27 protein-coding genes are annotated in these 25,051 nt (G+C 60.2%); 7 read left to right on the plus strand and 20 right to left on the minus strand.

Annotated elements, in window-relative coordinates:
* The first annotated feature begins 76 nt into the window (after positions 1 to 76).
* A complete protein-coding gene (gene rpoD / locus FBAL_RS16750) occupies positions 77 to 1,909 on the plus strand; it encodes an RNA polymerase sigma factor RpoD (protein ID WP_013346777.1) in 1,833 nt (610 codons plus the stop codon).
* Between the two features lie 52 nt (positions 1,910 to 1,961).
* On the opposite strand, the gene FBAL_RS16755 is transcribed toward rpoD, so the two are convergent.
* Complete coding sequence (locus FBAL_RS16755; RefSeq protein ID WP_013346778.1) at positions 1,962 to 2,759, minus strand: crotonase/enoyl-CoA hydratase family protein; 798 nt, start codon at positions 2,757 to 2,759, stop codon at positions 1,962 to 1,964.
* A gap of 116 nt (positions 2,760 to 2,875) precedes the next feature.
* Between FBAL_RS16755 and FBAL_RS16760 the strand changes: the two genes are divergently transcribed.
* Genes FBAL_RS16760 through FBAL_RS16770 form a run of 3 tightly spaced genes read left to right on the plus strand, consistent with a single transcriptional unit; the run spans position 2,876 to position 5,282 of the window.
* On the plus strand, positions 2,876 to 3,838 hold the full coding sequence (locus FBAL_RS16760) for a response regulator (RefSeq protein WP_013346779.1): 963 nt from the start codon (positions 2,876 to 2,878) through the stop codon (positions 3,836 to 3,838).
* A gap of 2 nt (positions 3,839 to 3,840) precedes the next feature.
* Positions 3,841 to 4,785, plus strand: a complete 945-nt coding sequence (locus tag FBAL_RS16765) for a sensor domain-containing diguanylate cyclase (protein WP_013346780.1) — start codon at positions 3,841 to 3,843, stop codon at positions 4,783 to 4,785.
* Positions 4,785 to 5,282 carry a GNAT family N-acetyltransferase gene (locus tag FBAL_RS16770; RefSeq protein ID WP_013346781.1) on the plus strand — a complete coding sequence of 166 codons (498 nt, stop codon included), beginning with the start codon at positions 4,785 to 4,787 and terminating at the stop codon, positions 5,280 to 5,282. The genes FBAL_RS16765 and FBAL_RS16770 overlap by 1 nt, the downstream gene beginning before the upstream one ends.
* Before the next feature lie 231 nt (positions 5,283 to 5,513).
* On the opposite strand, the gene rraB is transcribed toward FBAL_RS16770, so the two are convergent.
* The 10 genes from rraB to FBAL_RS16820 all read right to left on the minus strand — a co-directional run bounded on the left by rraB (position 5,514) and on the right by FBAL_RS16820 (position 15,371).
* On the minus strand, positions 5,514 to 5,885 hold the full coding sequence (gene rraB / locus FBAL_RS16775; protein ID WP_013346782.1) for a ribonuclease E inhibitor RraB: 372 nt from the start codon (positions 5,883 to 5,885) through the stop codon (positions 5,514 to 5,516).
* Between the two features lie 31 nt (positions 5,886 to 5,916).
* Positions 5,917 to 6,651 carry a 1-acylglycerol-3-phosphate O-acyltransferase gene (locus tag FBAL_RS16780; protein WP_013346783.1) on the minus strand — a complete coding sequence of 245 codons (735 nt, stop codon included), beginning with the start codon at positions 6,649 to 6,651 and terminating at the stop codon, positions 5,917 to 5,919.
* Positions 6,652 to 6,741: 90 nt separating this feature from the next.
* Positions 6,742 to 7,389, minus strand: coding sequence for a CatA-like O-acetyltransferase (locus tag FBAL_RS19720; RefSeq protein WP_013346784.1), 648 nt, complete (start codon positions 7,387 to 7,389; stop codon positions 6,742 to 6,744).
* Between the two features lie 103 nt (positions 7,390 to 7,492).
* Entirely contained in the window at positions 7,493 to 9,757 is a 2,265-nt protein-coding gene (gene parC, locus FBAL_RS16790; RefSeq protein WP_013346785.1) for a DNA topoisomerase IV subunit A, read from the minus strand.
* 5 nt (positions 9,758 to 9,762) lie between these two features.
* On the minus strand, positions 9,763 to 10,875 hold the full coding sequence (locus FBAL_RS16795; RefSeq protein WP_013346786.1) for a PQQ-dependent sugar dehydrogenase: 1,113 nt from the start codon (positions 10,873 to 10,875) through the stop codon (positions 9,763 to 9,765).
* A 12-nt stretch (positions 10,876 to 10,887) separates the two neighbouring features.
* Positions 10,888 to 12,780 (minus strand): DNA topoisomerase IV subunit B, encoded by a 1,893-nt coding sequence (gene parE / locus FBAL_RS16800; protein WP_013346787.1) that lies wholly within the window; start codon positions 12,778 to 12,780, stop codon positions 10,888 to 10,890.
* Between the two features lie 55 nt (positions 12,781 to 12,835).
* Positions 12,836 to 13,432: a YqiA/YcfP family alpha/beta fold hydrolase gene (locus tag FBAL_RS16805; protein WP_013346788.1), complete on the minus strand. Its 597-nt coding sequence runs from the start codon at positions 13,430 to 13,432 to the stop codon at positions 12,836 to 12,838.
* A 27-nt stretch (positions 13,433 to 13,459) separates the two neighbouring features.
* Positions 13,460 to 14,326, minus strand: coding sequence for a 3',5'-cyclic-AMP phosphodiesterase (gene cpdA / locus FBAL_RS16810; RefSeq protein ID WP_083771243.1), 867 nt, complete (start codon positions 14,324 to 14,326; stop codon positions 13,460 to 13,462).
* Positions 14,284 to 14,739 (minus strand): DUF1249 domain-containing protein, encoded by a 456-nt coding sequence (locus FBAL_RS16815; protein WP_013346790.1) that lies wholly within the window; start codon positions 14,737 to 14,739, stop codon positions 14,284 to 14,286. The genes cpdA and FBAL_RS16815 overlap by 43 nt, the downstream gene beginning before the upstream one ends.
* On the minus strand, positions 14,739 to 15,371 hold the full coding sequence (locus FBAL_RS16820; protein WP_013346791.1) for an NUDIX domain-containing protein: 633 nt from the start codon (positions 15,369 to 15,371) through the stop codon (positions 14,739 to 14,741). The genes FBAL_RS16815 and FBAL_RS16820 overlap by 1 nt, the downstream gene beginning before the upstream one ends.
* 213 nt (positions 15,372 to 15,584) lie before the next feature.
* On the opposite strand from FBAL_RS16820, the gene tolC reads away from it, so the two are divergent.
* Positions 15,585 to 16,922: an outer membrane channel protein TolC gene (tolC, locus tag FBAL_RS16825; RefSeq protein ID WP_013346792.1), complete on the plus strand. Its 1,338-nt coding sequence runs from the start codon at positions 15,585 to 15,587 to the stop codon at positions 16,920 to 16,922.
* A gap of 58 nt (positions 16,923 to 16,980) precedes the next feature.
* On the opposite strand, the gene FBAL_RS16830 is transcribed toward tolC, so the two are convergent.
* The 3 genes from FBAL_RS16830 to FBAL_RS16840 are packed head-to-tail and all read right to left on the minus strand — an operon-like array spanning position 16,981 to position 19,114.
* On the minus strand, positions 16,981 to 17,664 hold the full coding sequence (locus FBAL_RS16830; protein WP_013346793.1) for a TIGR04219 family outer membrane beta-barrel protein: 684 nt from the start codon (positions 17,662 to 17,664) through the stop codon (positions 16,981 to 16,983).
* 8 nt (positions 17,665 to 17,672) lie between these two features.
* The gene (locus FBAL_RS16835; RefSeq protein ID WP_013346794.1) at positions 17,673 to 18,647 is read right to left on the minus strand and encodes a DUF2333 family protein; all 975 of its coding nucleotides are present in this window, start codon (positions 18,645 to 18,647) and stop codon (positions 17,673 to 17,675) included.
* A 14-nt stretch (positions 18,648 to 18,661) separates the two neighbouring features.
* Entirely contained in the window at positions 18,662 to 19,114 is a 453-nt protein-coding gene (locus FBAL_RS16840) for a copper chaperone PCu(A)C (protein WP_041251348.1), read from the minus strand.
* A gap of 57 nt (positions 19,115 to 19,171) precedes the next feature.
* On the opposite strand from FBAL_RS16840, the gene FBAL_RS16845 reads away from it, so the two are divergent.
* Positions 19,172 to 19,915: an enoyl-CoA hydratase gene (locus tag FBAL_RS16845; RefSeq protein ID WP_013346796.1), complete on the plus strand. Its 744-nt coding sequence runs from the start codon at positions 19,172 to 19,174 to the stop codon at positions 19,913 to 19,915.
* A gap of 44 nt (positions 19,916 to 19,959) precedes the next feature.
* Here FBAL_RS16845 and FBAL_RS16850 read toward each other — a convergent pair whose 3' ends face one another.
* From FBAL_RS16850 to dusA, 4 genes are all read right to left on the minus strand, one after another.
* Positions 19,960 to 20,157: a hypothetical protein gene (locus FBAL_RS16850; protein WP_013346797.1), complete on the minus strand. Its 198-nt coding sequence runs from the start codon at positions 20,155 to 20,157 to the stop codon at positions 19,960 to 19,962.
* Positions 20,142 to 20,333: a PspC domain-containing protein gene (locus FBAL_RS16855; RefSeq protein ID WP_013346798.1), complete on the minus strand. Its 192-nt coding sequence runs from the start codon at positions 20,331 to 20,333 to the stop codon at positions 20,142 to 20,144. Before FBAL_RS16855 ends, FBAL_RS16850 begins: the two co-directional genes overlap by 16 nt.
* 132 nt (positions 20,334 to 20,465) lie before the next feature.
* Entirely contained in the window at positions 20,466 to 20,744 is a 279-nt protein-coding gene (locus FBAL_RS16860; protein ID WP_013346800.1) for a hypothetical protein, read from the minus strand.
* Positions 20,745 to 20,951: 207 nt separating this feature from the next.
* Positions 20,952 to 21,926: a tRNA dihydrouridine(20/20a) synthase DusA gene (gene dusA, locus FBAL_RS16865; protein WP_013346801.1), complete on the minus strand. Its 975-nt coding sequence runs from the start codon at positions 21,924 to 21,926 to the stop codon at positions 20,952 to 20,954.
* Positions 21,927 to 22,171: 245 nt separating this feature from the next.
* On the opposite strand from dusA, the gene FBAL_RS16870 reads away from it, so the two are divergent.
* Positions 22,172 to 23,275: a phosphoribosylaminoimidazolesuccinocarboxamide synthase gene (locus FBAL_RS16870; protein ID WP_013346802.1), complete on the plus strand. Its 1,104-nt coding sequence runs from the start codon at positions 22,172 to 22,174 to the stop codon at positions 23,273 to 23,275.
* An 84-nt stretch (positions 23,276 to 23,359) separates the two neighbouring features.
* Here FBAL_RS16870 and FBAL_RS16875 read toward each other — a convergent pair whose 3' ends face one another.
* Positions 23,360 to 23,599: an HP1242/YdcH family protein gene (locus FBAL_RS16875; protein WP_013346803.1), complete on the minus strand. Its 240-nt coding sequence runs from the start codon at positions 23,597 to 23,599 to the stop codon at positions 23,360 to 23,362.
* An 88-nt stretch (positions 23,600 to 23,687) separates the two neighbouring features.
* A complete protein-coding gene (locus FBAL_RS16880; RefSeq protein WP_013346804.1) occupies positions 23,688 to 25,016 on the minus strand; it encodes a flavin-containing monooxygenase in 1,329 nt (442 codons plus the stop codon).
* Positions 25,017 to 25,051 lie beyond the last annotated feature (35 nt).

Consider the following 25,051-nt stretch of genomic DNA (forward strand, 5'->3'; position numbering starts at 1 on the left):
ACAACGCCGTTATAATAGGCTATTTGCGCATCAACAGCTGCCAATCCAAGTTCCTAACCTTAAGTGGATGATATCAATGGATCAAACTCCGCAGTCGCAACTTAAGCTCCTGGTTGCCAAGGGCAAAGAGCAAGGCTATTTGACGTACGCCGAGGTGAATGATCACCTGCCGGCGGATATGGTCGACTCTGACCAGATCGAAGATATTATCCAGATGATCAACGACATGGGCATCCAGGTCTTTGAGTCCGCACCGGACCAAGACGAGCTCATGATGTCTGAGGACGCCACCGACGAAGACGCCGCAGAAGCGGCGGCTCAGGCCCTGGCCAGCGTTGAAGGCGAACTCGGCCGCACCACCGACCCGGTTCGCATGTACATGCGTGAAATGGGCACCGTGGAGCTGCTGACCCGCGAAGGCGAGATCCTGATCGCCAAGCGCATCGAAGACGGTATCAACCAGGTACAGTGCTCCATCGCCGAGTACCCGGAAGCGATCAGCTTCCTGCTGGATCAGTGGGACCGTTTCGAAGCAGAAGAGATTCGTCTGGCTGAGATCATCTCCGGCTTCGTGACCGAAGAGGAAGAAGCCCCGACCGCCACCCACGTGGGTTCCGAGCTGCCGAAAGAGGAGCTGGACGACGAGGATGAGGACGAGGAAGAGGACGACGACGACAGCGACGACGATACCTCCAACGGCCCGGATCCGGAACAAGCCCGCGAGAAGTTCACCTCCCTGCGTGAGCACTACGAACTGGTGCAGAAGGCGTTTGCCGAGCACGGTCGTGACTCTCTCGAAGCGGCGATGCTGATCACTCGTCTGTCTGAGCTGTTCAAAGAGTTCCGTCTGGTACCCAAGCAGTTCGACGTACTGGTCAACAACATGCGTTCCATGATGGACCGCGTTCGGGTGCAAGAGCGCCTGATCATGAAGATGTGTGTTGAGCAGGCCAAGATGCCGAAGAAGAACTTCCTCAAGCTCTTCGCTGGCCACGAGTCTGAAACTGCCTGGCTGCAAGCCGAAATCGATGCCGGTAAGTCTTACAGTGCCGCCCTGGGCGAGCACCAGGAAGAGCTGCACCGCTGCATCCAGAAGCTGGCCCAGATCCAGGAAGAGACCGGTCTCTCCATCGCCAAGATCAAAGACATCAACCGTCGTATGTCCATCGGTGAAGCCAAGGCTCGCCGAGCGAAGAAAGAGATGGTTGAAGCCAACTTGCGTCTGGTGATCTCCATTGCCAAGAAGTACACCAACCGTGGCCTGCAGTTCCTCGACCTGATCCAGGAAGGCAACATCGGTCTGATGAAGGCGGTGGACAAGTTCGAATACCGTCGTGGCTACAAGTTCTCCACTTACGCCACCTGGTGGATCCGTCAGGCCATCACCCGCTCCATTGCGGACCAGGCCCGCACCATCCGTATTCCGGTGCACATGATCGAGACCATCAACAAGCTCAACCGCATCTCTCGTCAGATGCTGCAGGAGATGGGCCGTGAGCCGACTCCGGAAGAGCTGGCTGAGCGCATGATGATGCCGGAAGACAAGATCCGTAAGGTGCTGAAGATCGCCAAAGAGCCGATCTCCATGGAGACGCCGATCGGTGACGATGAAGATTCCCATCTGGGCGACTTCATCGAAGATACCACTCTGGCCCAGCCGGTGGATTCCGCCACCGCTGAGAGCCTGAAGGCCGCCACCGCTGAAGTACTGGCTGGCCTGACCGCTCGTGAAGCCAAGGTACTGCGTATGCGCTTCGGTATCGAGATGAACACCGACCACACCCTGGAAGAGGTGGGCAAACAGTTTGACGTGACCCGTGAGCGTATCCGTCAGATTGAAGCCAAGGCACTGCGTAAGCTGCGCCACCCGTCCCGCTCTGAAATCCTGAAGAGCTTCCTGGACGAGTAACCGACTCCGGTGACACAAAAACGCCCCGCAATGCGGGGCGTTTTTTTATGCCTTACCAGCCGCGCCTCGGCTCGTAATCCCGCTCTTTGCCCAGTGCCCGCGCGGTGGCGATGCGTTGGTTTCGCCCCATCAACACCTTGCACTGACGCCAGGTTTCCGCCGCCAGCAAACGACCACTGCCCGGCAGGTTGTGACGACGGAACAGCCCTTTGACCGCCGCCAACGCATCCGGCGAGCAGTCCATCAGGGTGTCCGCCATGGTCCGGGCCCGGGCCATGGGGTCATCACACACTTCGGTCACCAGGCCCAGCTCAGCGGCCTTCTCCGCCCCCAGGCGTTCTGCCGTCATCGCCAGCCACAATGCGTGGTCTGCGGCCATAAGCTCCCGCAGGGCCAGGCTGCCGCCCATGTCCGGGATAAGGCCCCACTTGCCCTCCATGATCGACAGGTCCGTGTCCCTGGCGGCAATGCGGAAGTCCGCCCCAAGCGCAATCTGCAGGCCACCGCCCCAGGTACGGCCATGCAATACGGCAATCACCGGTACCGGCAAGGCCCGCCAGCCGGTGCTGACCCGCTGGGCCAGGTTTGCCCGCCCCGGCCACCACTTGGCCAGCAGCCCCAGGGCCTGCTTGGGCTTGCCCATCACCGACTTCACATCCAGGCCGGAACAGAAATCCTCACCGGCCCCGGACAGGATCACCACCCGCACCCGCTTATCCTTAGCGATCGCTTTCTGTACCGCCACGATGGCCTTAAAGCTGTGCCAATCCAGCGCGTTACGTTTGTCCGCACGGTTCAGTACCACCTGAGCCACGCCATCGTTTACCCGGTAATCAATTCGCTCATCCATAGCGCACCTCCATCAGCTCCGACCAGTAACGTATCAGCTTTGTTAAAAGCATGACAACTATTAGGTTTTTCAATAAACTGGCCGGGTTTTTTTGGCATTCCTCAGGAGATGGGCCGTTGGCCAAACAGGTATTAATCTGTGACGATTCCGCCATGGCGCGGAAGCAGCTGGCTCGCAGTCTGCCTGCCGATTGGGATGCAGAGGTGCATTTTGCGGTCGATGGCCGGGACGCCCTGGCTCAGCTGGACCGTGGCCACTTTGACCTGCTGTTCCTCGACCTCAATATGCCCAACCTGGACGGTTACGGTGTACTGGCCGAGCTGAAAAGCTGGGCCCGGGCACCGGATGTACTGGTGGTGTCCGCAGACATTCAGCCCCTGGCCTACCGCAAGGTGATGGACCTGGGTGCCCTCAACTTTCTGAAAAAGCCCATCGCCGCCGACACCCTTAAGGCTGAGCTGGTGCAGTTTGACCTGTACCAGTGCGGTGAGCTGCAGCGTCAACGCGGCAGTGCCGTGCAGATGGACGACGCCCTGCGCGAGATCTGCAATATCGCCATGGGCCAGGCCGCCGACAACATGGCCAAGGTGCTGGGCGCCTTTATCGAGCTGCCCGTCCCCAAACTGCGTCGACTGAAAGCCAGTGAGATGGAGATGCTGCTGGCTGAATCCTTCCACGACGACAGTCTGAAAGTGATCTCTCAGGGCTTTATCGGCAGCGGCATTGCGGGCGAAGCCCTGCTGCTGTTTGAGCAAAGCTGTTACCAGAGCATGGGACGGCTGATGGGGATCAGTCAGGTGGACAGCGACGAAGCCCGGCTGGAGGTGCAGATGGACACCGCCAACCTGCTGTTCGCCTCCTTTCTGAATGGCCTGTCCCAGCAGCTGCACATCCCGTTTTGCCAAAGCCATCCGGTGGTGCTGAGCAGCGTACCTGCCTGCCAGTTGCGCGGCGAAACGCTGGCAGTGGAGATCAGCTACCGTCTGACCGAGCAGCAGATCCTCTGCGATCTGCTGCTGTTCTTCCCCCAGGACAGCCTGAGCCGACTGGAACACAATCTGCAGTACCTGCTGGAGTAGCCGTGAACGAGCACGAAATTGAACACCTGCACCGCCTGACCCAACTGCTGCAAGGCATTGAGGTGGGATTGGTGGTGATCAACCGCGATTATCAGGTGCAGCTGTGGAATGGCTTTATGGAGAACCACTCCGGCCTCAGCGCCAAGCAGGTGCGCGACCAGTCGCTGTTTGACCTGTTTCCGGACCTCCCCAAAGAGTGGCTGATCAGCAAACTGGAAGCGGCGTTTTTGCTCAACAGCCGCTCCTTTACCGTGTGGGAGCAGCGCCCCTTTGTCTTTCCGTTCAGGTACTCCCGCCCCATCACCGGCGGCAATCAAATGATGTGCCAGAACATGACCGTGCAGCCTTTGCAGGACCTGCGTGGTGAGGTCAGCCATGCAGCGCTGATCCTCTATGACGTCAGTGTTCAGGCCGCCGACCGACGCCAGCTGACCGACGCCAATGAGAAGCTGGAGCGACTGAGCCAGATCGACCCGCTGACCGGACTGGCCAACCGCCGCCAATGGGAGCAGGCGCTGGAACAGGAGTTTCAGCGCTGTCGCCGTTACCAGCCACCCAGCTGTCTGCTGGTGGTGGATGTGGACCACTTTAAGCAGGTCAATGACCAGCATGGTCACGCCGTCGGCGATCAGGTGCTCAATGAACTGGGAAACCTGCTGGCCCGCTCCCTGCGCAAGACCGATCTGGTGGCCCGTTACGGGGGCGAGGAGTTCGTCATCCTGCTGACCGAAACCCGACCCGAGCAGGGCCGCATTCTGGCCGAGCGCCTGCGTGAAGCGGTGGAGGAGATGGTGATGAAGGTGCCGCAGTCACTCAATATCACGGTCAGCCTCGGGCTCTGCCCTTACCAGCACAGCCTGGCCAGTGCCCAGGCCTGGTTTGAGGAAGCGGACCGGGCCCTTTATCAGGCCAAACAGAACGGCCGCAACCGGGTGGAAGTGGCCTGATGATTCGTCCCTACCAGCCCGGTGACATCCCCGCCATCACCGCCATCTACAACCACTACGTCGAGCATGAGATCGCCACCTTCGAGGAGGTGGCACTGAGTGATGCACAGATGACGGAGCGCCTGACCGCCATCGCGGCCACCTATCCGGTGCTGGTGCTGGAGGAGCAGGGCCGCTGCGTCGGCTACGCCTATGGCAACCATTTCAAACCCCGCAGCGCCTACCGCTACTGCGCCGAGACCACCGTGTACCTGGCGCCGGACTGCATTGGCGGTGGCCGGGGCAGCCGCCTTTACCGGGCATTGCTCGATGCCCTCGCCGCTCAAGGGATCCGTGAGGTATTAGGCGTGCTGACCCAGCCCAACCCGGCCAGCGCGGCGCTGCACCAGAAACTGGGCTACCGCCACCAAGGCACCCTGACGGCGGTGGGATTTAAGTTTGGTCGTTGGCTGGATGTGGCGTTCTGGCAGAAAAGCCTTACAGAGCGTAAGTCCTGAGCCGGTCCTCTTTGCGTCGTCCTGGTCCCGTGCGACGCTCTCCCTTGAGCGGTTCCCAGCGCAATGCGGCGCGCCGGTCCGGTTGCTGACGGCGCTGAACGTGCCGCCGATCTTCTCCCACAAACTCCTTCATCGACTGCCTCTTTGAGTCCGGGCTAAAGTTCAACTATAGCCAAGTCAAACGGCCAGCAGGGCAAAACAAAAGGCAGCCCGTAGGCTGCCTTGTTGTGATTACTCTGCCGCGTCTTCCGACTCGACAAAGTAGGTTCCCCACCCGTCGTAAAGCACTTCGTGCTTCTCGGCCAGGCGGATAAGGGCTTCGCAATCCTTATCCAGACGCTCGATGTCCAGCTCGTGCTCGGTCACGGCATCGAAGCAGTACACGATGGCACCGTCGTCCAGCTCCACCTCTTCGGCGTCTTCCACCGCAAAGCCGGCTTTAAAGGCGTCCACCGCCACCTTCTCCAGCGCTTCAAAGTCGGCGCTGGCGAAGTGGTGCTCGATGGTGTACTGGGCGTCCTTTACGGAACCGTCTTCCAGCAGGGCCTCAACGATTTCGCGGGTCTCTTCCTGCTGTTCGGCAATCAATTGTTCAATGGCCATGGGTGTCTATCTCCTCACGCAATGGTGGGCATTATACCGCGGCGCTCTGGCCGAGTCTGCGTGCCTCGGCACTCAACTCGTCAAAGCGTTTCTGCATCGCATCGTGAACACGCTGAGCCAGTTCACGCACATCTTCACGGCCCAGACCAGCAGTGCAGATCGGCTCCATCGCCTCAACAATTACCACACCATTTTTGCGACGACCCAGATGGATGTCGTTCTGGCAGGAGGAGATCACCGGCACAATCGGCACACCCGCCTGAATGGCGGTGTGAAACGCGCCACTCTTGAACGGCAGCAGGCCACGGCCACGGGAGCGGGTGCCTTCCGGGAAGATCCACACCGACAGGGCGGAATCACGGATCTTGCGGGTCGCGTTCTCAATGGTGGCAATCGCCTTGGAGCGGTTGGCGCGGTCGATCAGGATATTGCCGCTCAGCCAGTACAGCTGACCAAACAGCGGGATCCACACCAGACTCTTCTTACCGATGCTCACGGTCCCCTTGGGCACCATGCTGCTCTGGATAAACAGATCGTAGTTGTTCTGGTGGTTGCCCACGAACACCACAGCCTGGTCTTTCGGCAGGTACTCCTGACCACGGCGGATCACTTTCACACCCAGCAGCGGAGAGACCTTACCAAAGTAGCGGGCGATCCGGTGTACGTTGTCCCGGTGGAACGGCTGGAACAGCGCGTAAATCAGGGAAAGCAGGAACACCAGCACCAGCAAAACCGCTAACAGCAATGAACGGATTAGCAACAGCACGCACACAACTCCGGAAACAAAAGGCCGCCCAGTATAGGGATTGGTCGCCCCTCAGGCAACGATTTCGGTTAACGCTTGTGCGCTGAGTATTCAGACCGTCAGCCAGCGCTCGGGAGCGTCCAGGTAGGATTGCAGCACCTGGAAGAACTGGGCCAGGTGCAAACCGTCCGCCAGCCCATGATGGGCCTGAATAATCAACGGCATCAGGGTGCGCTCCGGCTGAACATCGTATTTGCCCCACATAATGCGCGGCACGGAACAGGCGGGGTTCATCGGCATCGGCTGCACCATCTGGGTAAAGCGCAACCACGGCACACAGGAGTGGTACACCAGATTGTCGGTGCCCTCCGGGCTGCCATTGTAAAGCTGATCAGAGCCACTGGCCTGCGCCAGTACCGCTTCGGCGGCGGCATTAAAGCTGGCCCAGTCCGGCTGCCAGGGGATGCTGGTAAAGCGCACTTGCTGGTCTTCCCCCATGGCGGTGACGGCGCAGTCGAGCTGCTGGTGCTCCACCACTCCACCGTCGCGGATGCGCCAGCGCATCCAGGTCAGCTCCTCGGTCACCCGGGTGCAGGCAAACAGGATGGCCCGGTAGGCGGACAGCTGATGTTGACGGCAGTAGGCCAGCAGATGGTGCACGTCCAGATCGGCGCAGATGCCGACATAGGGCAGTGCGGTGTCCTGATAGTGTTCAAACTGTTGCTGGCGCGGAAAGTTGGGGGGAAAACGGGGGTGCATCTCGGTCCCTGAGTCATTTTTTTCGGCCCACTATAGGGCCTGTTTAACGACAGGACCAGCCCCAAAAAAGCACCGGGGCCACATTGGGCCCCGGTGAAAAACCTTACTCGGTTTCGGTGTCGCTGACGTCGACCTTATCGACCCGCTGCAAGCCACGTGGCAGCTTGTTACCACGGCGGCCACGTTCACCCAGGTAGTGCTCCAGATCGCTGCTTTTCAGAGTCAGCTTGCGCTTACCGGCCCACAGGGTGATCTGCGCGCCCTGGGGCAGTACCACCAGGTGTTTGACGTACTCTTCGCGGCTCTTGGCGCGCTCCGACGGGATGCCGATGATCTTGTTGCCTTTGCCCTTGGCCAGTACCGGCAGTTGGGACAGCGGGAACAGCAACATGCGGCCTTCGGTGCTGATCGCCAGCAGGCGATCATTGGCCTGATCGCGGATGCGCTGCGGCGGCAGGATCTCGGCCCCGGTGGGCACCGTCAACAACGCCTTACCGGCCTTATTGCGGCTGACCATCTCCTTAAACTGGCCGACAAAGCCGTAGCCGGCGTCGGTGGCCATCAGGTAGTGGTCGTCATCCTGGCCCATCACCACGTGCTCAAGACGGGCCCCGGCCACCAGGTTAAAGCGGCCGGACAGTGGCTCTCCCTGGCTGCGGGCCGACGGCAGCGAGTGCGGCTCAGTGGTGTAGGCGCGGCCGGAACTCTCCAGGAACACCACCGGCTGGTTACTGCGGCCACGGGCGTGGGCGAGGTATCCGTCACCGGCGCGGTAGGAGAGGGATTCCGGTTCCACATCGTGGCCCTTGGCACAGCGGCCCCAGGCCTTCTGGCTCATCACCACGGTGACCGGTTCCGCCGGGGTCAGCTCCTGCTCGGTCAGGGCGCGGGCTTCACCACGCTCCACCAGCGGGCTGCGACGGTCATCGCCATAGGTTTCAGCGTCCGCCAGCAGCTCTTTCTTCACCAGCGTCTTCAGGCGACGCTCGGAGCCAAGAATGGTTTGCAGCTTGTCGCGCTCGGCGGCCAGCTCCTCCTGCTCGGCGCGGATCTTGATCTCTTCCAGCTTGGCCAACTGGCGCAGCTTGATCTCGAGGATCGCTTCCGCTTGCTTCTCGGACAGGCCAAAGCGGCTCATCAGGGCGGCTTTGGGTTCATCCTCACTGCGGATGATCTCGATCACTTCGTCGATATTGAGGAAGGCGATCAGCAGGCCATCGAGGATATGCAGACGGGCCAGCACTTTGTCGAGTCGGTACTGCAGACGGCGACGGACGGTGTCGGTACGGAACACCAGCCACTCGCTCAGGATCGATTTCAGGTCACGCACGCCGGGGCGGTTATCCAGGCCCAGCATGTTGAGGTTCACCCGGTAGCTCTTCTCCAGATCGGTGGTGGCAAACAGGTGCGCCATCACCTGGTCCAGATCGATGCGGTTGGAGCGCGGCACGATCACCAGGCGCACCGGGTTCTCATGGTCGGACTCGTCCCGCAGGTCAGTCACCATCGGCAACTTCTTGGCCTGCATCTGGCTGGCGATCTGCTCAATCAGCTTGCTGCCGGACACCTGATGCGGCAGTGCGGTGATGACGATCTCGCCGTCGATCACCTGGTACACCGCGCGCATCTTCACCGAACCACGGCCGGTCTGGTAGATCTTGGCGATCTCGGTTCTGGGGGTGATGATCTCAGCGGCGGTCGGGTAGTCCGGCCCCTGGACAAAGCCCATCAGCTCTTCCAGTTCCGCCTTGGGGTTTTCCAGCAGGTGGGCACAGGCGGCCGCCACTTCCCGGGCGTTATGGGGCGGGATGTCGGTGGCCATGCCCACGGCGATGCCGGTCACGCCATTGAGCAGGATGTGCGGCAGGCGGGAGGGCAGCAGCTTGGGCTCTTTCAGGGTGCCGTCAAAGTTGGGGCCCCACTCCACGGTGCCCTGCCCCAGCTCGGACAGCAGCACTTCGGAGAAGCGTGACAGGCGCGATTCGGTATAACGCATCGCGGCGAAGGATTTCGGGTCATCCGGGGCACCCCAGTTACCCTGACCGTCCACCAGCGGGTAGCGATAGGTGAAGGGCTGTGCCATCAGCACCATCGCTTCGTAACAGGCGCTGTCGCCGTGCGGGTGGTATTTACCCAGCACGTCACCCACGGTACGGGCGGATTTCTTGTACTTGGCGGTGGCAGACAGGCCCAGCTCGCTCATGGCGTAGATGATGCGCCGCTGCACCGGTTTCAGGCCGTCCCCGATGTGCGGCAGGGCCCGGTCCATGATCACGTACATGGCGTAATTCAGGTAGGCCTGCTCGGTGAACTGACGCAGAGGCTGTTGCTCTACGCCCTCCAGACTCATCGCATTGTGGTCGGTCATGGTTCTCACTTTCCGGCGTCGCCGGGGTTGTAACTGAGCCGGTAAATCCGGCCTTTGTAATCGTCTGATATCAACAGCGAGCCGTCCGGGTGGGGCAAAAAGGCCACCGGACGGACCAGCGGAGTCTGGCCATCCAGCCAACCGTCCACCACCACTTCGTAGCCGCCGTTATCGCCGTCACCGGGGATCAGCGCACTGATCAGGTAACCCACCTTGCTGCTGCGGTTCCAGCTGCCGTGCTCGGCAATAAACAAGGCGTTACGGTAGCGGGCGGGAAACTGCTCGCCCTGGTAAAAATGCACACCCAGCGGAGCCACATGGGCCTGCAGGCGCGCCACCGGGTCGACAAAGCGGGTCTTCATCGCCTCGGGTGCAACGTATTCCGGGTCGGCCACTTCGCCGCCATGCCAATAGGGATAGCCGAAGTGATCGCCCACTTTCTCCAGCCGGTTAATCTCATCCGGCGGAAGGTCATCGCCCATATGGTCGCGACCGTTATCGGAAAACCAGAGCTGGCCGGTCTGCGGGTGGAAGTCGAACCCCACCGAGTTGCGCACGCCACGAGCCAGTACCTCACGCCGTCCCTTATCCAAATCGATGGCCAGGATGGTGGCGTAGGGCTCCTCCGGATTGCAGATGTTGCAGGGGGCGCCCACCGGCACCACCAGCCGCCCATCCGGGGCAAAGTCCAGGTACTTCCAACCGTGGTGGGCGTCACTGGGCAGGTCATCCACCAACACTTCGGGCTCACCGGGGTTGGTCAGGCGCGATTCCACATCGCGGTAGACCAGCACCTGACTGACCGCCGCCACGTACAGGTCGCCGTCCCGAAAGGCGATGCCGGAGGGCAAAAACAGCCCTTCCGCCAGCACCCGAACCTGGTCCGGTTCACCGTCACCGTTGCTGTCGGTCACCGCGTGCACCTTGCCCGCCTTGCGGGAGCCAACAAACAGCGTGCCCTCGTCGCCCCAGGCCATCTGTCGGGCGTTTTCCACGCCATCAAGATACAGCTCCAGTTTGAAGCCTTCGGGCAGGCGGGCCTGAGTTAGCGCCGGGTCAGCAAAGACCGCTGGCGCCAGCATCGCCAGCGAGATGATCAGGATCCGTCCCAGAGTCATCCTTGGTTTCCTTTAGTTGTCGAGGTCAGCCAGGTCGCCGTTGCGTTCCAGCCACTCTTTGCGGTCGCCGGAGCGCTTCTTGGCCAACAGCATGTCCATCAGTGCCATGGTGGCTTCCGCGTCATCCACGGTCAGCTGCACCAGGCGGCGGGTGTTCGGGTCCATGGTGGTTTCCCGCAACTGCACCGGGTTCATCTCACCCAGACCCTTAAATCGGGTCACCTGCACCTTACCGCGCTTGTTCTCGGCCTTGATGCGGTCGAGGATGCCCTGTTTCTCCCCCTCATCGAGGGCGTAGAACACCTCTTTGCCCACATCGACCCGGAACAGCGGCGGCATCGCCACGTAGACGTGGCCACGCTCTACCAGGGTGCGGAAGTGCTGCATAAACAGCGCACACAACAGGGTGGCAATGTGCAGTCCGTCGGAGTCCGCATCGGCGAGGATGCAGATTTTGCCGTAACGCAGACCGCTGATGTCGTCGGAATCCGGGTCGCAGCCGATGGCCACGGAGATGTCATGCACCTCCTGCGACGCCAGCACCTGGGCCGCGTCCACTTCCCAGGTGTTCAGGATCTTACCGCGCAGCGGCATGATGGCCTGGAACTCTTTGTCCCGAGCTTGTTTGGCGCTGCCGCCCGCAGAGTCCCCCTCCACCAGGAACAGTTCGCCACGGCTGGCGTCCTGGCCGGAACAGTCGGTCAGCTTACCCGGCAGGGCCGGGCCGGACGTGACCTTCTTACGCGCCACCTTCTTGGCTTTGCGCAGACGGCTTTGGGCGTTGTTGATGCACAGCTCCGCCAGCAGTTCAGCCTGGTCGGTGTGCTCGTTCAGCCACAGGCTGAAGGCATCCCGCACCACGCCGGACACAAAGGCGGAGGATTGGCGTGACGAGAGGCGTTCTTTGGTCTGGCCGGCAAACTGGGGGTCCTGCATCTTGGTGGACAGGATGTAGCTGGCCTTGTCCCAGATGTCTTCCGGACCGAGCTTGATGCCGCGGGGCAGCAGGTTGCGGAATTCACAGAACTCCCGCATCGCTTCCAGCAGGCCCTGACGGAAACCATTGACGTGGGTACCGCCCTGGGCGGTGGGGATGAGGTTGACGTAGGACTCGCTTACGCTGTCGCCCCCTTCCGGCAGCCAGAGTACCGCCCAGTCCACCGCTTCATTGTTGGCGGAGAAGCTGCCCACAAAGGGCTCTTCCGGCAGTTTCGGCCACTCTTTGACGGCATCCACCAGGTAATCGCGCAGACCGTCTTCGAAGTACCACTCGTGGCGCTCCCCTTTGATCTTGTCGTCAAAGCGGATCTTGAGGCCGGGGCAGAGTACCGCCTTGGCGCGCAGCAGGTGGATCAACCGCGAGGACGAGAACTTCTCAGAGTCGAAGTATTTGGGGTCCGGCCAGAAGTGCACCCGGGTGCCGGTGTTGCGGCGACCGCAGGTACCGGTGACGGTCAAATCCTGCACCTTGGCGCCATGTTCAAAGGCGATCTCGTACACCTGGGCATCGCGACGAACGGTCACCTCCACCCGGCGGGACAGGGCGTTCACCACCGAGATCCCCACCCCGTGCAGACCACCGGAGAACTGGTAGTTCTTGTTGGAGAACTTACCCCCGGCGTGCAGGCGACAGAGGATCAGCTCGACCCCGGGCACCCCCTCTTCCGGGTGGATATCCACCGGCATGCCGCGACCATCGTCGATCACTTCCAACGAGTGGTCCGGGTGCAGAATCACCTGGATCTCACTGGCATGACCGGCCAAAGCTTCATCGACACTGTTGTCGATCACTTCCTGGCCGAGGTGGTTCGGGCGGGTGGTATCGGTGTACATGCCGGGGCGCTTCTGCACCGGCTCCAATCCACTGAGTACCTCAATGGCATCAGAGGTGTATTGGTTGCTCATCGGGTGTTCCAATTAGGCGTTATCGGGCCATCATAGCCATGGCCCCGGCGTTGGTTCAAGCCAGCCCCAAAAAGGCCATCGCCTCAGGGAGGCGCTGCTCAAACCCTTGAAAACTGTGGTCACCGCCCTGCTCAATGTGCAATTGGCTGCGACCGTACTTGGTTTCGGCCTGGCGATAATCCAGTACCTCATCCCCGGTTTGCAACAGAACCATATAGCGCTCGGGTTGCAGCAGTGAGGGGGTATCCAGCGACTGCAGATGGCCCATGTGTTCAGGCTCAACGCGATAGCGCTCGCCGGTATAGGGGTTCTCCTGCTCACCGATATACTCTGCCAGCAGTTCGTAAGGGCGAACCGCCGGATTCACCAGCACCGCGCGCAACTGCTCTGGCCCGGTATCCGCCACCAGCGTTTCCAGCAGGTAGCTGGCCAGGTAGCCGCCCAGAGAGCTGCCCATCAAGCGCAGGGGTTCGCCACTGTTAAGGGCGCTGTGTGCCAGCGGCAGGATCTGCTCGCGCACCGCCAACGGCGCGGTCGCCAAACGGGGAAAAGCCACCGCTTCACCAGGGTGATGGGTGGCCATATACCGGGCCACCTGGGTGGCCTTGGTCGAACTGGGGGCGCTGTTAAAGCCGTGCAGATAGAGGAGCATGGGATCCTTTCCTTGTCCTCCGCCGGATCAATACCCCGTGGCGCTGTGGTCCGGCAGAAACGCCGAGCCGGCTACGCGCTTGACCTCGGTGGTCAGGGTGCCGTCCGGGTGGAGGTTCAGCATTCGATAACCCGGCTGCGCCAAATCAAGGGCGAAACCGTCGTTTTTCGGCAGAAACTGGATGCTGGTAGAGGGCACCGCCAGCAGGCGGATGTGCTCATGCCAGAGGTCCATCTCCTGATGAACGTGTCCCCAAAGCACCGCTTTCACTTGGGGAAAGCGACTGAGCAGGGACAAAAATTCGACACCATTGTCCAAACCGTGTTGATCCAGCCAGGCGCAGCCGGTGGGCTTGGGGTGGTGATGCAAGGCAACCAGGGTCGGGCAGGATTCGGTGCTGTTCAACACCCCGTGCAACCAACGCAGCTCGTCCAGCGCCAGGTGGCCTGCCGGTAAACCCAGTACGGTGGAGTCCAGCAACAGGATCTGCCAACCGCCTGCCAGGATACGACGACCGTACTGCACTGAGGTATCCCGCAGCGTTTCACTCATCAGTTTGGGGGCGTCATGGTTGCCCGGCAAGGCATAGGTAGGCAGCGCCAACGGCGCAACGGCGTCGGCGAAATGCAGGTAGGCGGTGGCACTGTGATCCTGGCTGATGTCGCCGGTGACCAACAGCAGGTCAAGCGGGGCTTCCTCGGCCAGTTGTTCAACGACCGCGCTCAGGCTTTGCCAGGGATTGATACCAAGAAACCCTGCTGCCTTGTTGGCGAACAGGTGGGGGTCACTGATCTGGGCCAGGCGGATCACCCCATTCTCATCCTTGGGGGTGAGGGTATCCACACAGATTGTCACGTTTTCCGACTCTCCTCGCTCCGGTTGACGGTCAGCCATTCTCGCTGGTTGAACTGAGCCAACAACTCGGCAAGAAACATGTTCACCTGAAATTTCTCGTTGGGCTGCAGCATATGATCATTCGGATACTCATACACTGGTAACAGCCGCGAAATCTGCTGGCTTGTTAACACTTCTGCCAATCGGGCGTCATGATACAGCCGGATGCTCATTTTTGGCACCGTTACGTGGGGGATGGGATCAGAAATTCGCTCTAGCTCCAATAATTCGGTGTAGGGTGTGCGCTCCAGCACACAGATCCGCAATTCCACTTGCTGATGCTGATGGCGCCAGTAATAGGGGCCATCTCCCTGGTGTCGCTGGGCCCGCGCCAGGAGTCGTTGCAGAGATTGGTAGTTACGACCGCAGATCCCCAGAAAGCGCCTGAGGTCGGGCACATAGCGCCGTGCCATTACCCTTCAGACCCAAACAACGCGTGCCGTTTCAGCGCCAGCCACTGCAGTCCCAAAATGGTGCTGGCGTTGTCGATGGTGCCATCCTCTATCCACGCCATCGCCTGCTCGCGGCTGACCACATGGCGCAGAATGTCCTCGTGCTCATCATCCAGACCAAATACGCCCTGTCCGGCATCTGCGGCTGGCGCAGTCACTTCGGCCAGATAAAGGTAAAGCCGTTCCGAGCATGCCCCCGGACTGGGTAAGTAACTGTAAAGGAAGGTCAGGCTTTTGGCGGCCAGGCCGGTCTCCTCTTCCAGTTCACGGCGGGCCACCGACTCCGGCGCCTCTCCGGCTTCGATAATGCCGGCAGGCAACTCCAGCAACCAGGGCGTTTCACTGGTGCGGGCAGCAGGTACACGGAGTTGTTCGACCAGAATCACCTGATCGCTGATCGGGTCGTAAGGCAGGATAACCGCGGCATCGCCGCGCTCGAACACCTCGCGCCGGACCGGCTCGCTCCATTGGCCATCAAACCGCTGGTGAGTAAACGTCACCGCTTCCATTTCAAAGAAGCCCTGGAACAACGGCTCTCGTTGCAGGATGGTTAATTCGGATTTCCCGTACTTCTGGACCCGGTATTTCGACATTTTTCCTCTGTTATTTATCTCTCATTCAGCCAGATTTATATGTGTTCTGTTACACTTAGCGCGTCAATTTACGTTGACTTAACAGCTAAGGATTCAGTTAACTATCGCTGTCAAAGTCATCGTCGTCTAGGGGAACTCGCGGGGTACCCGCCAACATTTCAGCCGGCCTGTCCTCAGGCGGGCTCGTTTTTGTGAAGAAATTAAGGATTAGGAATGAACTTCAAACTGCGTTCCGTCTGTCTGGCTGTCGGCCTGGCCTCCGCCTCCTCCGCCGTACACGCCGACGATCTACTGCAGATCTACCAGCAAGCTCTGGCCAAGGATCCCATCCTGCTGCAAGCCCGCGCCAACCGTGACGCCGCTTATGAAGCCATCGGCGAGAGCCGCGCCAGCCTGTTGCCGCAAATCAACGCGACCCTGGGCTACAGCAACACCTTCTACAACCGTGAAGTGTCCGACCGCGAAGACGACGGCTTTAACGCCGGCCTGCGCCTGGATCAGACCATCTACAATCACGCCAACTACGTCAACCTGGATCTGACCAAGCAAGCCGCCAGCCAGGCGGAACTGGCTTACAGCCTGCAGATCCAGAGCCTGATCGTGCGTGTCTCCCAGGCCTACTTTGACGTACTGTCCGCCCAGGACAACCTGGACTTTGTTCAAGCCAACAAGCGCGCCATTGAGCGCCAGCTGGAGCAAACCAAGCAGCGTTTTGCCGTGGGTCTGACCGCCATCACCGACGTGCATGAAGCCCAGGCCCAGTTTGACCTGGCCGTGGCCAACGAGATCCAGGCCCAGAACAACCTGGAGAACAGCTACGAAGCGCTGCGTGAGATCACCGGCCTCGCCCACGACGACCTGAACGTGCTCGATACCGCCCGCTTCAGCCCGAGTGCACCGACCCCGACCAGCCATGAGCAGTGGCAGACCATCGCGGAAGATTCCAGCCTGCAGCTGCTGATCGACCGTCTGGGTGTTGAGATTGCCAAGCAGCAGATCAGCCTGGCCAAAACCGGTCACCTGCCGAGCGTCGGCTTTGTCGCCAGCTACAACGAGAACGCCGAGTTCAGTAACACCCCGGATAACGGCGAAGGCAGCCTGGGCGTGGAAGTGAAGGTGCCGATCTTCTCCGGCTTCGCAGTATCCAGCCAGGTTAAACAGGCCAACTACAACTACGTGGGCGCCCAGCAGAGCCTGGAAGAGACCCACCGCAACGTGGTTCGTAACCTGCGTGCCAGCCTCAACAACGTGAACGCGTCCATCAGCTCCATCCGCGCCTTCGAGCAGTCCGTGGTTTCCGCGGAAAGCGCCCTGAAGGCCACCGAGGCGGGCTTTGAAGTGGGTACCCGTACCATCGTTGACGTGCTGAACTCCACCCAGCAGCTGTACAGCGCCAAGCAGCAGCTGTCCGATGCCCGTTACGGTTACATCATTGCGGTACTGGCCCTGAAACAGGCTGCCGGCACGCTGTCCGAAGAGGACGTGGCGATGATCAACCAGGGTCTGCGTCAGGCCACTGCCGCCGACAGCGACGGCGACCAGAAGCAGTAAGCGTCACCGCATTAAAAAACCCGCCAATAGGCGGGTTTTTTTGTCTCTGGAGGATGCCTCAGAACGCCAGTTCAGCGCCCAGGAACCAGCCATCCTGACTCACGTCGGCGGTGATGCCATTAAAGTTCTTCACGTCAAAGTCGTGCTGACGGTAGCCGCCGCGCAGGTTCAGGTCGAACGCGAAGAGGCCGAGGCCATAACCCAGACCCAGCTGGTAGTCGCTGATCTTGCGGTCGGAGTAGTTGGTCAGCGCCACGTCGGCAAAGGCAAACAGGCCGGTGCCCACCAGGTTAAAGCGGCTGCGGGCGTAACCCATAAACACGCCTTTATCGATGTCCTGGCTGTCCCAGCTGCCGTCACGGCTGGCTTCACCACTGTACAGACGGTAGTTCACACCCAGGTCCAGTTCGATGCCCGGGTTGTCCAGCAGCTCGTAGTAGAAGATGAAATCGGTGTTGGTCAGGTCCAGATCGGCGCCGTTGCTGGCACCGCCATCACCCACGGTACCCATGGCGTTGTAACGCACCATCAGGTTCGGCACGATCGGGATAAAGTGCTCAAACGCGGCGTAAGCACTGATGCGGTTCTTGTCCTTCCAGGCCGCCTCATCACCCTGCAACTCACCGTTGGTGGAAACAAAGTACAGGTCCATACCGGCCTTGACGCCCAGCACATCCGCTTGGGCCGGCACCGCACATACTGCCGCCAGGGCGACAGCCAACATGCTCGGTTTCAACTTCATGGTTCGATTTATCCTTGAGTCAGTAGTTGTTTTAGGTCGATCAGCGCGGCATTCGCCCGGGAGATGTAATTGGCCATCACCAGGGAGTGGTTAGCCACCAGGCCAAAGCCACTGCCGTTCAGAATCATCGGGCTCCAGACCGTCTCCTGGGTCGCTTCAAGCTCCCGGATGATCTGCTGGAGGCTGACCCGGGCATTCTTCTTATCGAGTACCGGGCCAAAATCTTCTTCAATGGCGGTCATAAACGCCAGCAGCGCCCAGGTATGGCCGCGTGCTTCATAAAACACGTCATCGATCTTCCACCAGCTGGTGCGGACCATGCTGCTGCCGGAGGACCCGGTGGACTGACGGGCGCCGGTGTCACCGGCCAGATCGGTGTTCAGGCGCTCCTGGCCGACACTGGCTGCGAGGCGCTGGGACAAGCTGCCCAGGCGCTTGCCCACCTCATCGAGGTAGCTCACCAGGTTATCGGCGCGAGCGTAAAACTGGGCATCCTGGTTATTGGCATCCAGGATGTCAGCCCGGTAACGCTCCAGCGCTTTGATGGCATCGCGGTATTCCGACTCGGCCCGCGGCACCATCCAGCTGCGATGGTCGATATTGAACTTGGGCTGCGCCACCTGCAGGTCTTTATTTTCCGCCGATTGCGACTGCGAACGGGAGAACTCCCGGCGCATCATCAACGAGATATCACGCAGCTGTTCCAGCGCACCAAACTCAAACGCCGGCATATTATCCATCATCACGGAAGGCGGCATGATGTCGTTTGAGAGAAAGCCACCCGGCTTGTCCAGCAGGGTGGTCGCCACATCAATCACCGCCGTGGTGGTGGCATAGCCCACCACCGCTTGCCCACTCTGTGGGCGCAACTGTTCGGCGCTGATGGGGTCCGGCTCGAAACTCCACCAAACCGCAATCAAGTAGTTGATCAGCACCACAACCGCGATGCCGATGCCCAGGGCTTTCTTATTGACGGCGACCATGGCGCCCTCCTTGTTTAGTGGTGATGGTGATGATGGTGGCCCTCGTCCTCACCGCCCATTCGGGTCACGGTGAAGGCCACCGACTGCGGTGCCGCATAGCGGAACCGGAGTTCACAGCTTAGCGTTTTCCCTTCTTCCAGCGGCTGTTGCAGGCCCATCATCATCAGGTGATAGCCGCCTTCGGTCAGAGCCACAGCATCGCCGGCTTTCAGCTCAATCGCCTCCACCGGGCGCATCTTCATCATGCCGTCCTGCTGCAGCAGGGTGTGCAACTCGGTGGTTTTCACACCCTCACAGCGGGCCCCCACCAGGGCATCGTCCTTATCGGTGCTGGTCAGTACCAGGTAGCCCGCCGTATTGGGCACGCTTGGTGGCATGGCACGCACCTGAGGATCGGACACTTCAATGGCTGCCATTGCAGGCAGCGCGCACAGCAGGGGGAAAAATCCAAACAAGCGTTTAAACATCAATCACCATCCTTTAGACTGAGTTTTGTGCAACAGGACCGCACCTCAGGAGAGACCATGGACCTCATAACCGTGCACCGTGACAATGCCGTCATGGTACTGACCCTCAACCGCCCGGACAAGCGTAATGCACTGACGCAACAGATGTATTCAGCATTGTCTCAGGCCCTGACCGAAGCGGAGCAGGACGATGCCATCCGCGTGATTCTGCTTCAGGGTGACGCCCACTGTTTCACCGCCGGCAACGACCTCAACGATTTTCTGCAGAGTGGCCCACTCACCGCAGAGACACCGGTGATTCAATTTATCCAGCTGCTGCCGAAGTTGACTAAGCCCTTGGTGGCAGCGGTATCCGGTGCGGCGGTGGGCATCGGCACCACGGTGTTGCTGCACTGCGATCTGGTTTACGCCAGCGACACCGCCAAATTCCAGCTGCCCTTTGTGAATCTGGGGCTGGTGCCGGAAGCGGGTTCCAGCGCCCTGCTGCCGGCCCTGTGCGGTTACCCTAAGGCCGCCGAGTTGCTGATGTTTGGCGAGCCCTTTGATGTGCAGACCGCAGAGCAGATCGGCCTTATCAATGCGGTGGTCGCCGCAGAGCAGGTGCTGCCTTATGCCCTGGAGAAAGCCCAACAGTTGGCCACTCGTCCCCCGAAAGCCCTGATGGCCACCAAAGCCTTGCTCAAGCAGGCCCAACCCCATGATCTGGCCGCGGTGATGGAAGCCGAACTGGCACGATTCTCTGACCACCTGGTCAGCGATGAGACCCGTGCGGTCATTGCTGCCAAGCTGGCCAAACGCTAAAAAAAGGGCCCCGCATCTGCGGGGCCAAGCTCGGTTGCGCTAGCTTACGATTGGCGGTCGGCGTTACGGCGCCGTCCCAGCCACAGGCGACCAATCCATCGCCCAAGGAGAATTCCGAATCCGATCAGGGCCAGCAACAGGGGCCACCAGGTGCCCCACTCGCCCAGCGCCACTGAACGGATGTCCACCACGCCGATCAACAGGATCAGGCACAGCAGTAAAGTGATCAGCAGCCACGCCATGACGTCGGTAACAGCCAGGCGGCAGCCAGGTAGATCAGCACCACTTTCACCGGTGCCAACAGAGCCAGGCCCACTACCGCCAGGCGGGTCCAACCGGTGGACCATTGCAGCCGGTGGCTGACGCCAGCGATAACGCCGAAGCACCAGCTTTGCGGTCGAGGTGTAAGCCTTTCCATTGTCTCTTCTCCCCTATTTACGGGGGCGGCGACGCGGCATCAGCCGGTCCAGCCCCAGTGCCACCACTGCGCTGAGAGCCCAACCCAGCAGCGGCATAACCATGACCCAAAGTGTGGGTTGCATCATGCCCATCACTTGCTCCCTCCAACGCCTTGCACATCAATGCGCTTAGCCAGCAGCTGGGGTTGTTCCACGCGGGTCGGACCGAACGCGTCTTTCACCTGCTGTTTCACTGACTGGGTAACGTCGCGGTTCACTTCGGAACGGACCTCATTCAGTGAAGCGCGGATGGCGGCGTCAATGGCCTGGGCCAGGGTTTGGGTTTCGCCCGCATGAGCAGTAGGAGCCAACAACGCTGATACGGCCAGGGTGGCGAGCAAGGTGCGACGAACAGTGTTGAAGCGTGACATGATTCATTCCCTCTGATTGGTGTGCCATGTGTCTCGAATACAACAAGGTATTAACAAGGGGCGTGCCAACTTTTCAAAAACAGATAAACCACTGTTTTAAAAGGAACTTTATTTTTGCAGGTGTTGGGAAGGATTGGCGCATATGGGGAAGGGTTGAGGAAATGGTGGATTTGACCAACGCCATAGTCAAATCCACCACCGAGTGCATTACGCCTCGCGAGCCGCCTCCGGCATGCTGGCCAAAGCGTCCGCCAGCAGCTCAGCGCCCATGCCCGGCAGGTGGGCATTCTGGGCCAGGTAACGACGCCACTGACGGGCGCCCGGCATGCCGTTAAACAGCCCCAGCATATGGCGGGTGACGTGGTTGGCACGGCCGCCGTTGGAGATATGGCGCTCCAGATAGGGAATCATCTGCTCCACCACCTCAGCACGGCTCAGTACCGGACGGTCATCGCCGTACAGGCGCTGATCCACCTCTGCCATCATATAGGGATTCTGGTACGCCTCACGGCCCACCATTACGCCATCCAGGTGCTGCAGGTGCGCCTCGCACTGCTCCAGCGTGGTGATGCCACCGTTGACGGAGATGTTGAGGTGGGCGAAGTCCCGCTTCACCTGATAGGCACGATCGTAGATCAGCTCCGGGATCTCACGGTTCTCTTTCGGGCTCAGCCCCTGCAGCCAGGCCTTGCGGGCATGGATGGTAAAGATGTCGCAGCCGGCGCTGGCCACGGTGTCGATAAAGCGGGTCAGGAACTCGTAGCTGTCCTGCTCATCGATGCCGATGCGGGTTTTCACCGTCACCGGAATGCTGACCACGTCCTGCATCGCCTTGACGCAGTCGGCCACCAGCTGCGGCTCCGCCATCAGGCAGGCACCGAAACGGCCATTCTGAACCCGATCAGAGGGGCAGCCGACGTTGAGGTTCACTTCGTCGTAGCCGCGCTGCTCCGCCAGCTTGGCGCAATGGGCCAAGTCCGCCGGGTTGCTGCCACCAAGTTGCAGCGCCACCGGGTGCTCTTCCTCGTTAAAGCCCAGGTAATCGCCCTTACCGTGGATAATGGCACCGGTGGTGACCATCTCGGTATAGAGCAGCGCCTGACGGGAGATCAGTCGGGCAAAGTAGCGATAGTGGCGGTCAGTCCAGTCCAACATCGGGGCTACGGAAAAGGTGCGCTTCATCGGGGGCCTCATGGAATTTGGGGAGGCGTATTCTACCCAAGGCGGGGCCAAAAGCACAGGCGATTTTTTGAGCAGCCGGATTGGCTGCGCCAGTGCGTAAAAAGTCGTCACAACGCTAGGGCCGGGCGACGGCTTTTGGTATCCTGTGCGGCGCCGGGAGCCACAAGCCAAAAAAGCGAATAAATCCAATAGCCACGGCAGGTTCCCGCCCACTTACCTCTACCTACAACTACAGGACAGTTGCAATGAGTCTTGCTGATAAAGTCTTGGCCGTTAACAACGATCTCCCCATCCGCACCGAACTGCCGGTGCACTCCGGTAAAGTCCGCTCGGTTTACTGGCTGACTGAAGCCGACAGCCGCCGCCTGATCAAGGAAAAAGGCTACGACGTGGCCGAGGATGCGCCGCTGGCCATCATGGTCATCTCTGACCGCATCAGTGCCTTTGACTGCATCTGGCACGGCGAAGGTGGCATGAATGGTGTCCCCGGCAAGGGCGCGGCCCTGAACGCCATCTCCAACCACTGGTTCCGCCTGTTCAAAGAGCAGGGTCTGGCCGACAGCCACATTCTCGACATTCCGCACCCCTTTGTCTGGATCGTCCAGAAAGCCAAGCCGGTCATGATCGAGGCGATCTGCCGTCAGTACATCACCGGTTCCATGTGGCGCGCCTACAGCAAGGGCGAGCGCAACTTCTGTGGTATCGAACTGCCGGAAGGTCTGGAGAAAGACCAGAAACTGCCGGAGCTGCTGATCACCCCCTCCACTAAGGGCATTCTGGAAGGCATTCCGGGCGTTCCTGCCGTGGACGACGTCAACATCACCCGTCAGAACATCGAAGACAATTTCGAGGCGTTCAACTTCCGCAGCCGTGAAGACATCGACCGCTATGAGCTGCTGCTTAAGCAGGGCTTTGATGTGATCTCCGATGCCCTGGCCCAGCTGGACCAGGTGTTTGTCGACACTAAGTTCGAGTTCGGTTACGTCACCGACGCCGCCGGCAATGAAAAGCTGATCTACATGGATGAAGTAGGTACCCCGGATTCCTCCCGCATCTGGGACGGCCCGGCCTACCGCGATGGTAAGGTGGTGGAGAACTCCAAAGAGGGCTTCCGCCAGTTGCTGCTGAGCCACTTCCCCGACCCGGACATCCTGCTCAACAAAGACCGGATGGCCGAGCGCAGCGCGCTGGCTCGTGATAACGCCCTGCCGGAAGAGGTTCTGATGGCGGTGTCCAAAACTTACGTCGACATCGCTGAGAAGATCACCGGTGAAAAACTGGTGCTGTCGGACAACCCGAAGGCCGAGATCATTCAGATCCTCAAGGATCAATACGGCCTGGTGGACTGAGTCCGCAAACCCCAGCAATAAGGAGGCGAAACGCCTCCTTTTTTGTCTTCGGAAACAGGGAGGGGCCCATTGGGCCCCTATTCCTCACGCGGCTTGAATGCGCTGGTACAGCTCGTCTTTTAACTGCAGGCGTTGCTTCTTCATGCCTTCGAGCGCCTCGTCCGCGGCGGCCTCCAGGCCCTCCTCAATGCGGCGGATTTCACGGTCAAGCTCGTGATACTGGTTATACAACTGATGGAAGGTGTCGTCGGAAAGGTTCAGCTCCTGGATCTGTTCAACGTAGGCGGGGAATTCGTTCACCAGGCTGTGGTCGGCAACTATCATCGTTAGAGTCCTCCTTTGGGGGGTTCCATTTCATCATGCGCCTCTGCTGACCCATTTTTTTTGACCCGGATCAGTAAAGGGTTTGTTACTAAGCCGATTGTTTCTCCACCCGATTGCCTCCTCGCCGGGCGGACACTCCCCGCTTCAGTTCAGTCGCAATCTCCCGCTCATACCGGGCAAAATCGAGCTGCATCGTGTGGCGACGGGACGCGTAGTAGTGGCCACCATGAGCCTGCTCATCCGCAGCAATGGCCGCCTCCATCTCCGCCGCCGACGGCAACCGATAGCGCCCCTGAATAAGCGGTACCACCAGGCGCATCTGCACTTGTGCCAGGTTCAGCAATGACGGCAATGCCTGCGCCAGTCCCAGGAAAATCAGGTTGGGGTGCTCCGGCCTCAGCAGCCGCTTAAACAACGGCAGTCGGTTATCATCCAACGGCACCAGCCCCTCCGGCAGGAACGGGAAGCTGATGTCGTAGCCAGTGGCGAAAACCAACACATCGAAGCGCTCTTGGCGGCCATCGCTGAACACCACTTCATCCCCCGCCAGCCGCTCAATCGCTGGCCGCATCTCGATATCGCCACTGCCCAACCGCTGCAGAAACTCCCCCGATACCGATGGATGGGCTTCCAGAGGTTGATGATCCGGTTGCTGAATGCCCCAACGGGTGACGTCACCCACAGTGAACCGGTAGACCCAGCGAAACAGTCGCCGTGCCAGCCAGCCCGGCACCCAGGGCGGCAGCAACGCCTTATCCGCAGGCTGGCCGAAAAGGTACTTGGGCATGATGTAGCCCCCCCGGCGGGCACTGACGCACAAACGTTCCGTCAGGTAACGGGGGCTCAGCTCCGAGGCGATGTCCATGGCGCTGTTGCCAAACCCCACCACCAGCACCCGTTTACCCTGCATCTGGACGGGATCACCGGGGTGACGATAGCTGTGGGCGTGCAGGGTTTCTCCGCTGAAATCCCCGGGATAGTCAGGCCAACTCGGTTTCCAGTGATGGCCATTGGCCACTAATACGTAGTCAAAATGCGCCGCTTCCCCCTGGTCGGTCACCACCCGCCAGCCGCCCGATTCCGGCGTTACCTCGGTCACCCAGGTGTTGAAGCGGATATGGGGACGCAACTGGAAGTGCGCCACGTAATTCTGGAAGTACTGAAAAATCTGCTGATGGCTGGGGAAATCGGGGTAGTCGTCCGGCATTGGAAAGTCATCGAAACCCGCCTTGGTTTTGGAGGTGTCGATATGCAGAGACTGATAACAGGCGGATTGGCCATTGGGATTGTTGTAGTACCAGTTGCCGCCAATGTCGTCGGAGGCTTCAAAGCAGACGGTCTCGATGCCCGCCTCGCGCAACGCCTTCAGTGCCGTAAAGCCGGATGGTCCGGCGCCAATGATGCAGACTCGTGTCATGACTGGGCTCCCTTTCCCTTTGTTGCCAAGGTAAC

The organism is Ferrimonas balearica DSM 9799 (assembly GCF_000148645.1).
Lineage (GTDB): Bacteria > Pseudomonadota > Gammaproteobacteria > Enterobacterales > Shewanellaceae > Ferrimonas > Ferrimonas balearica.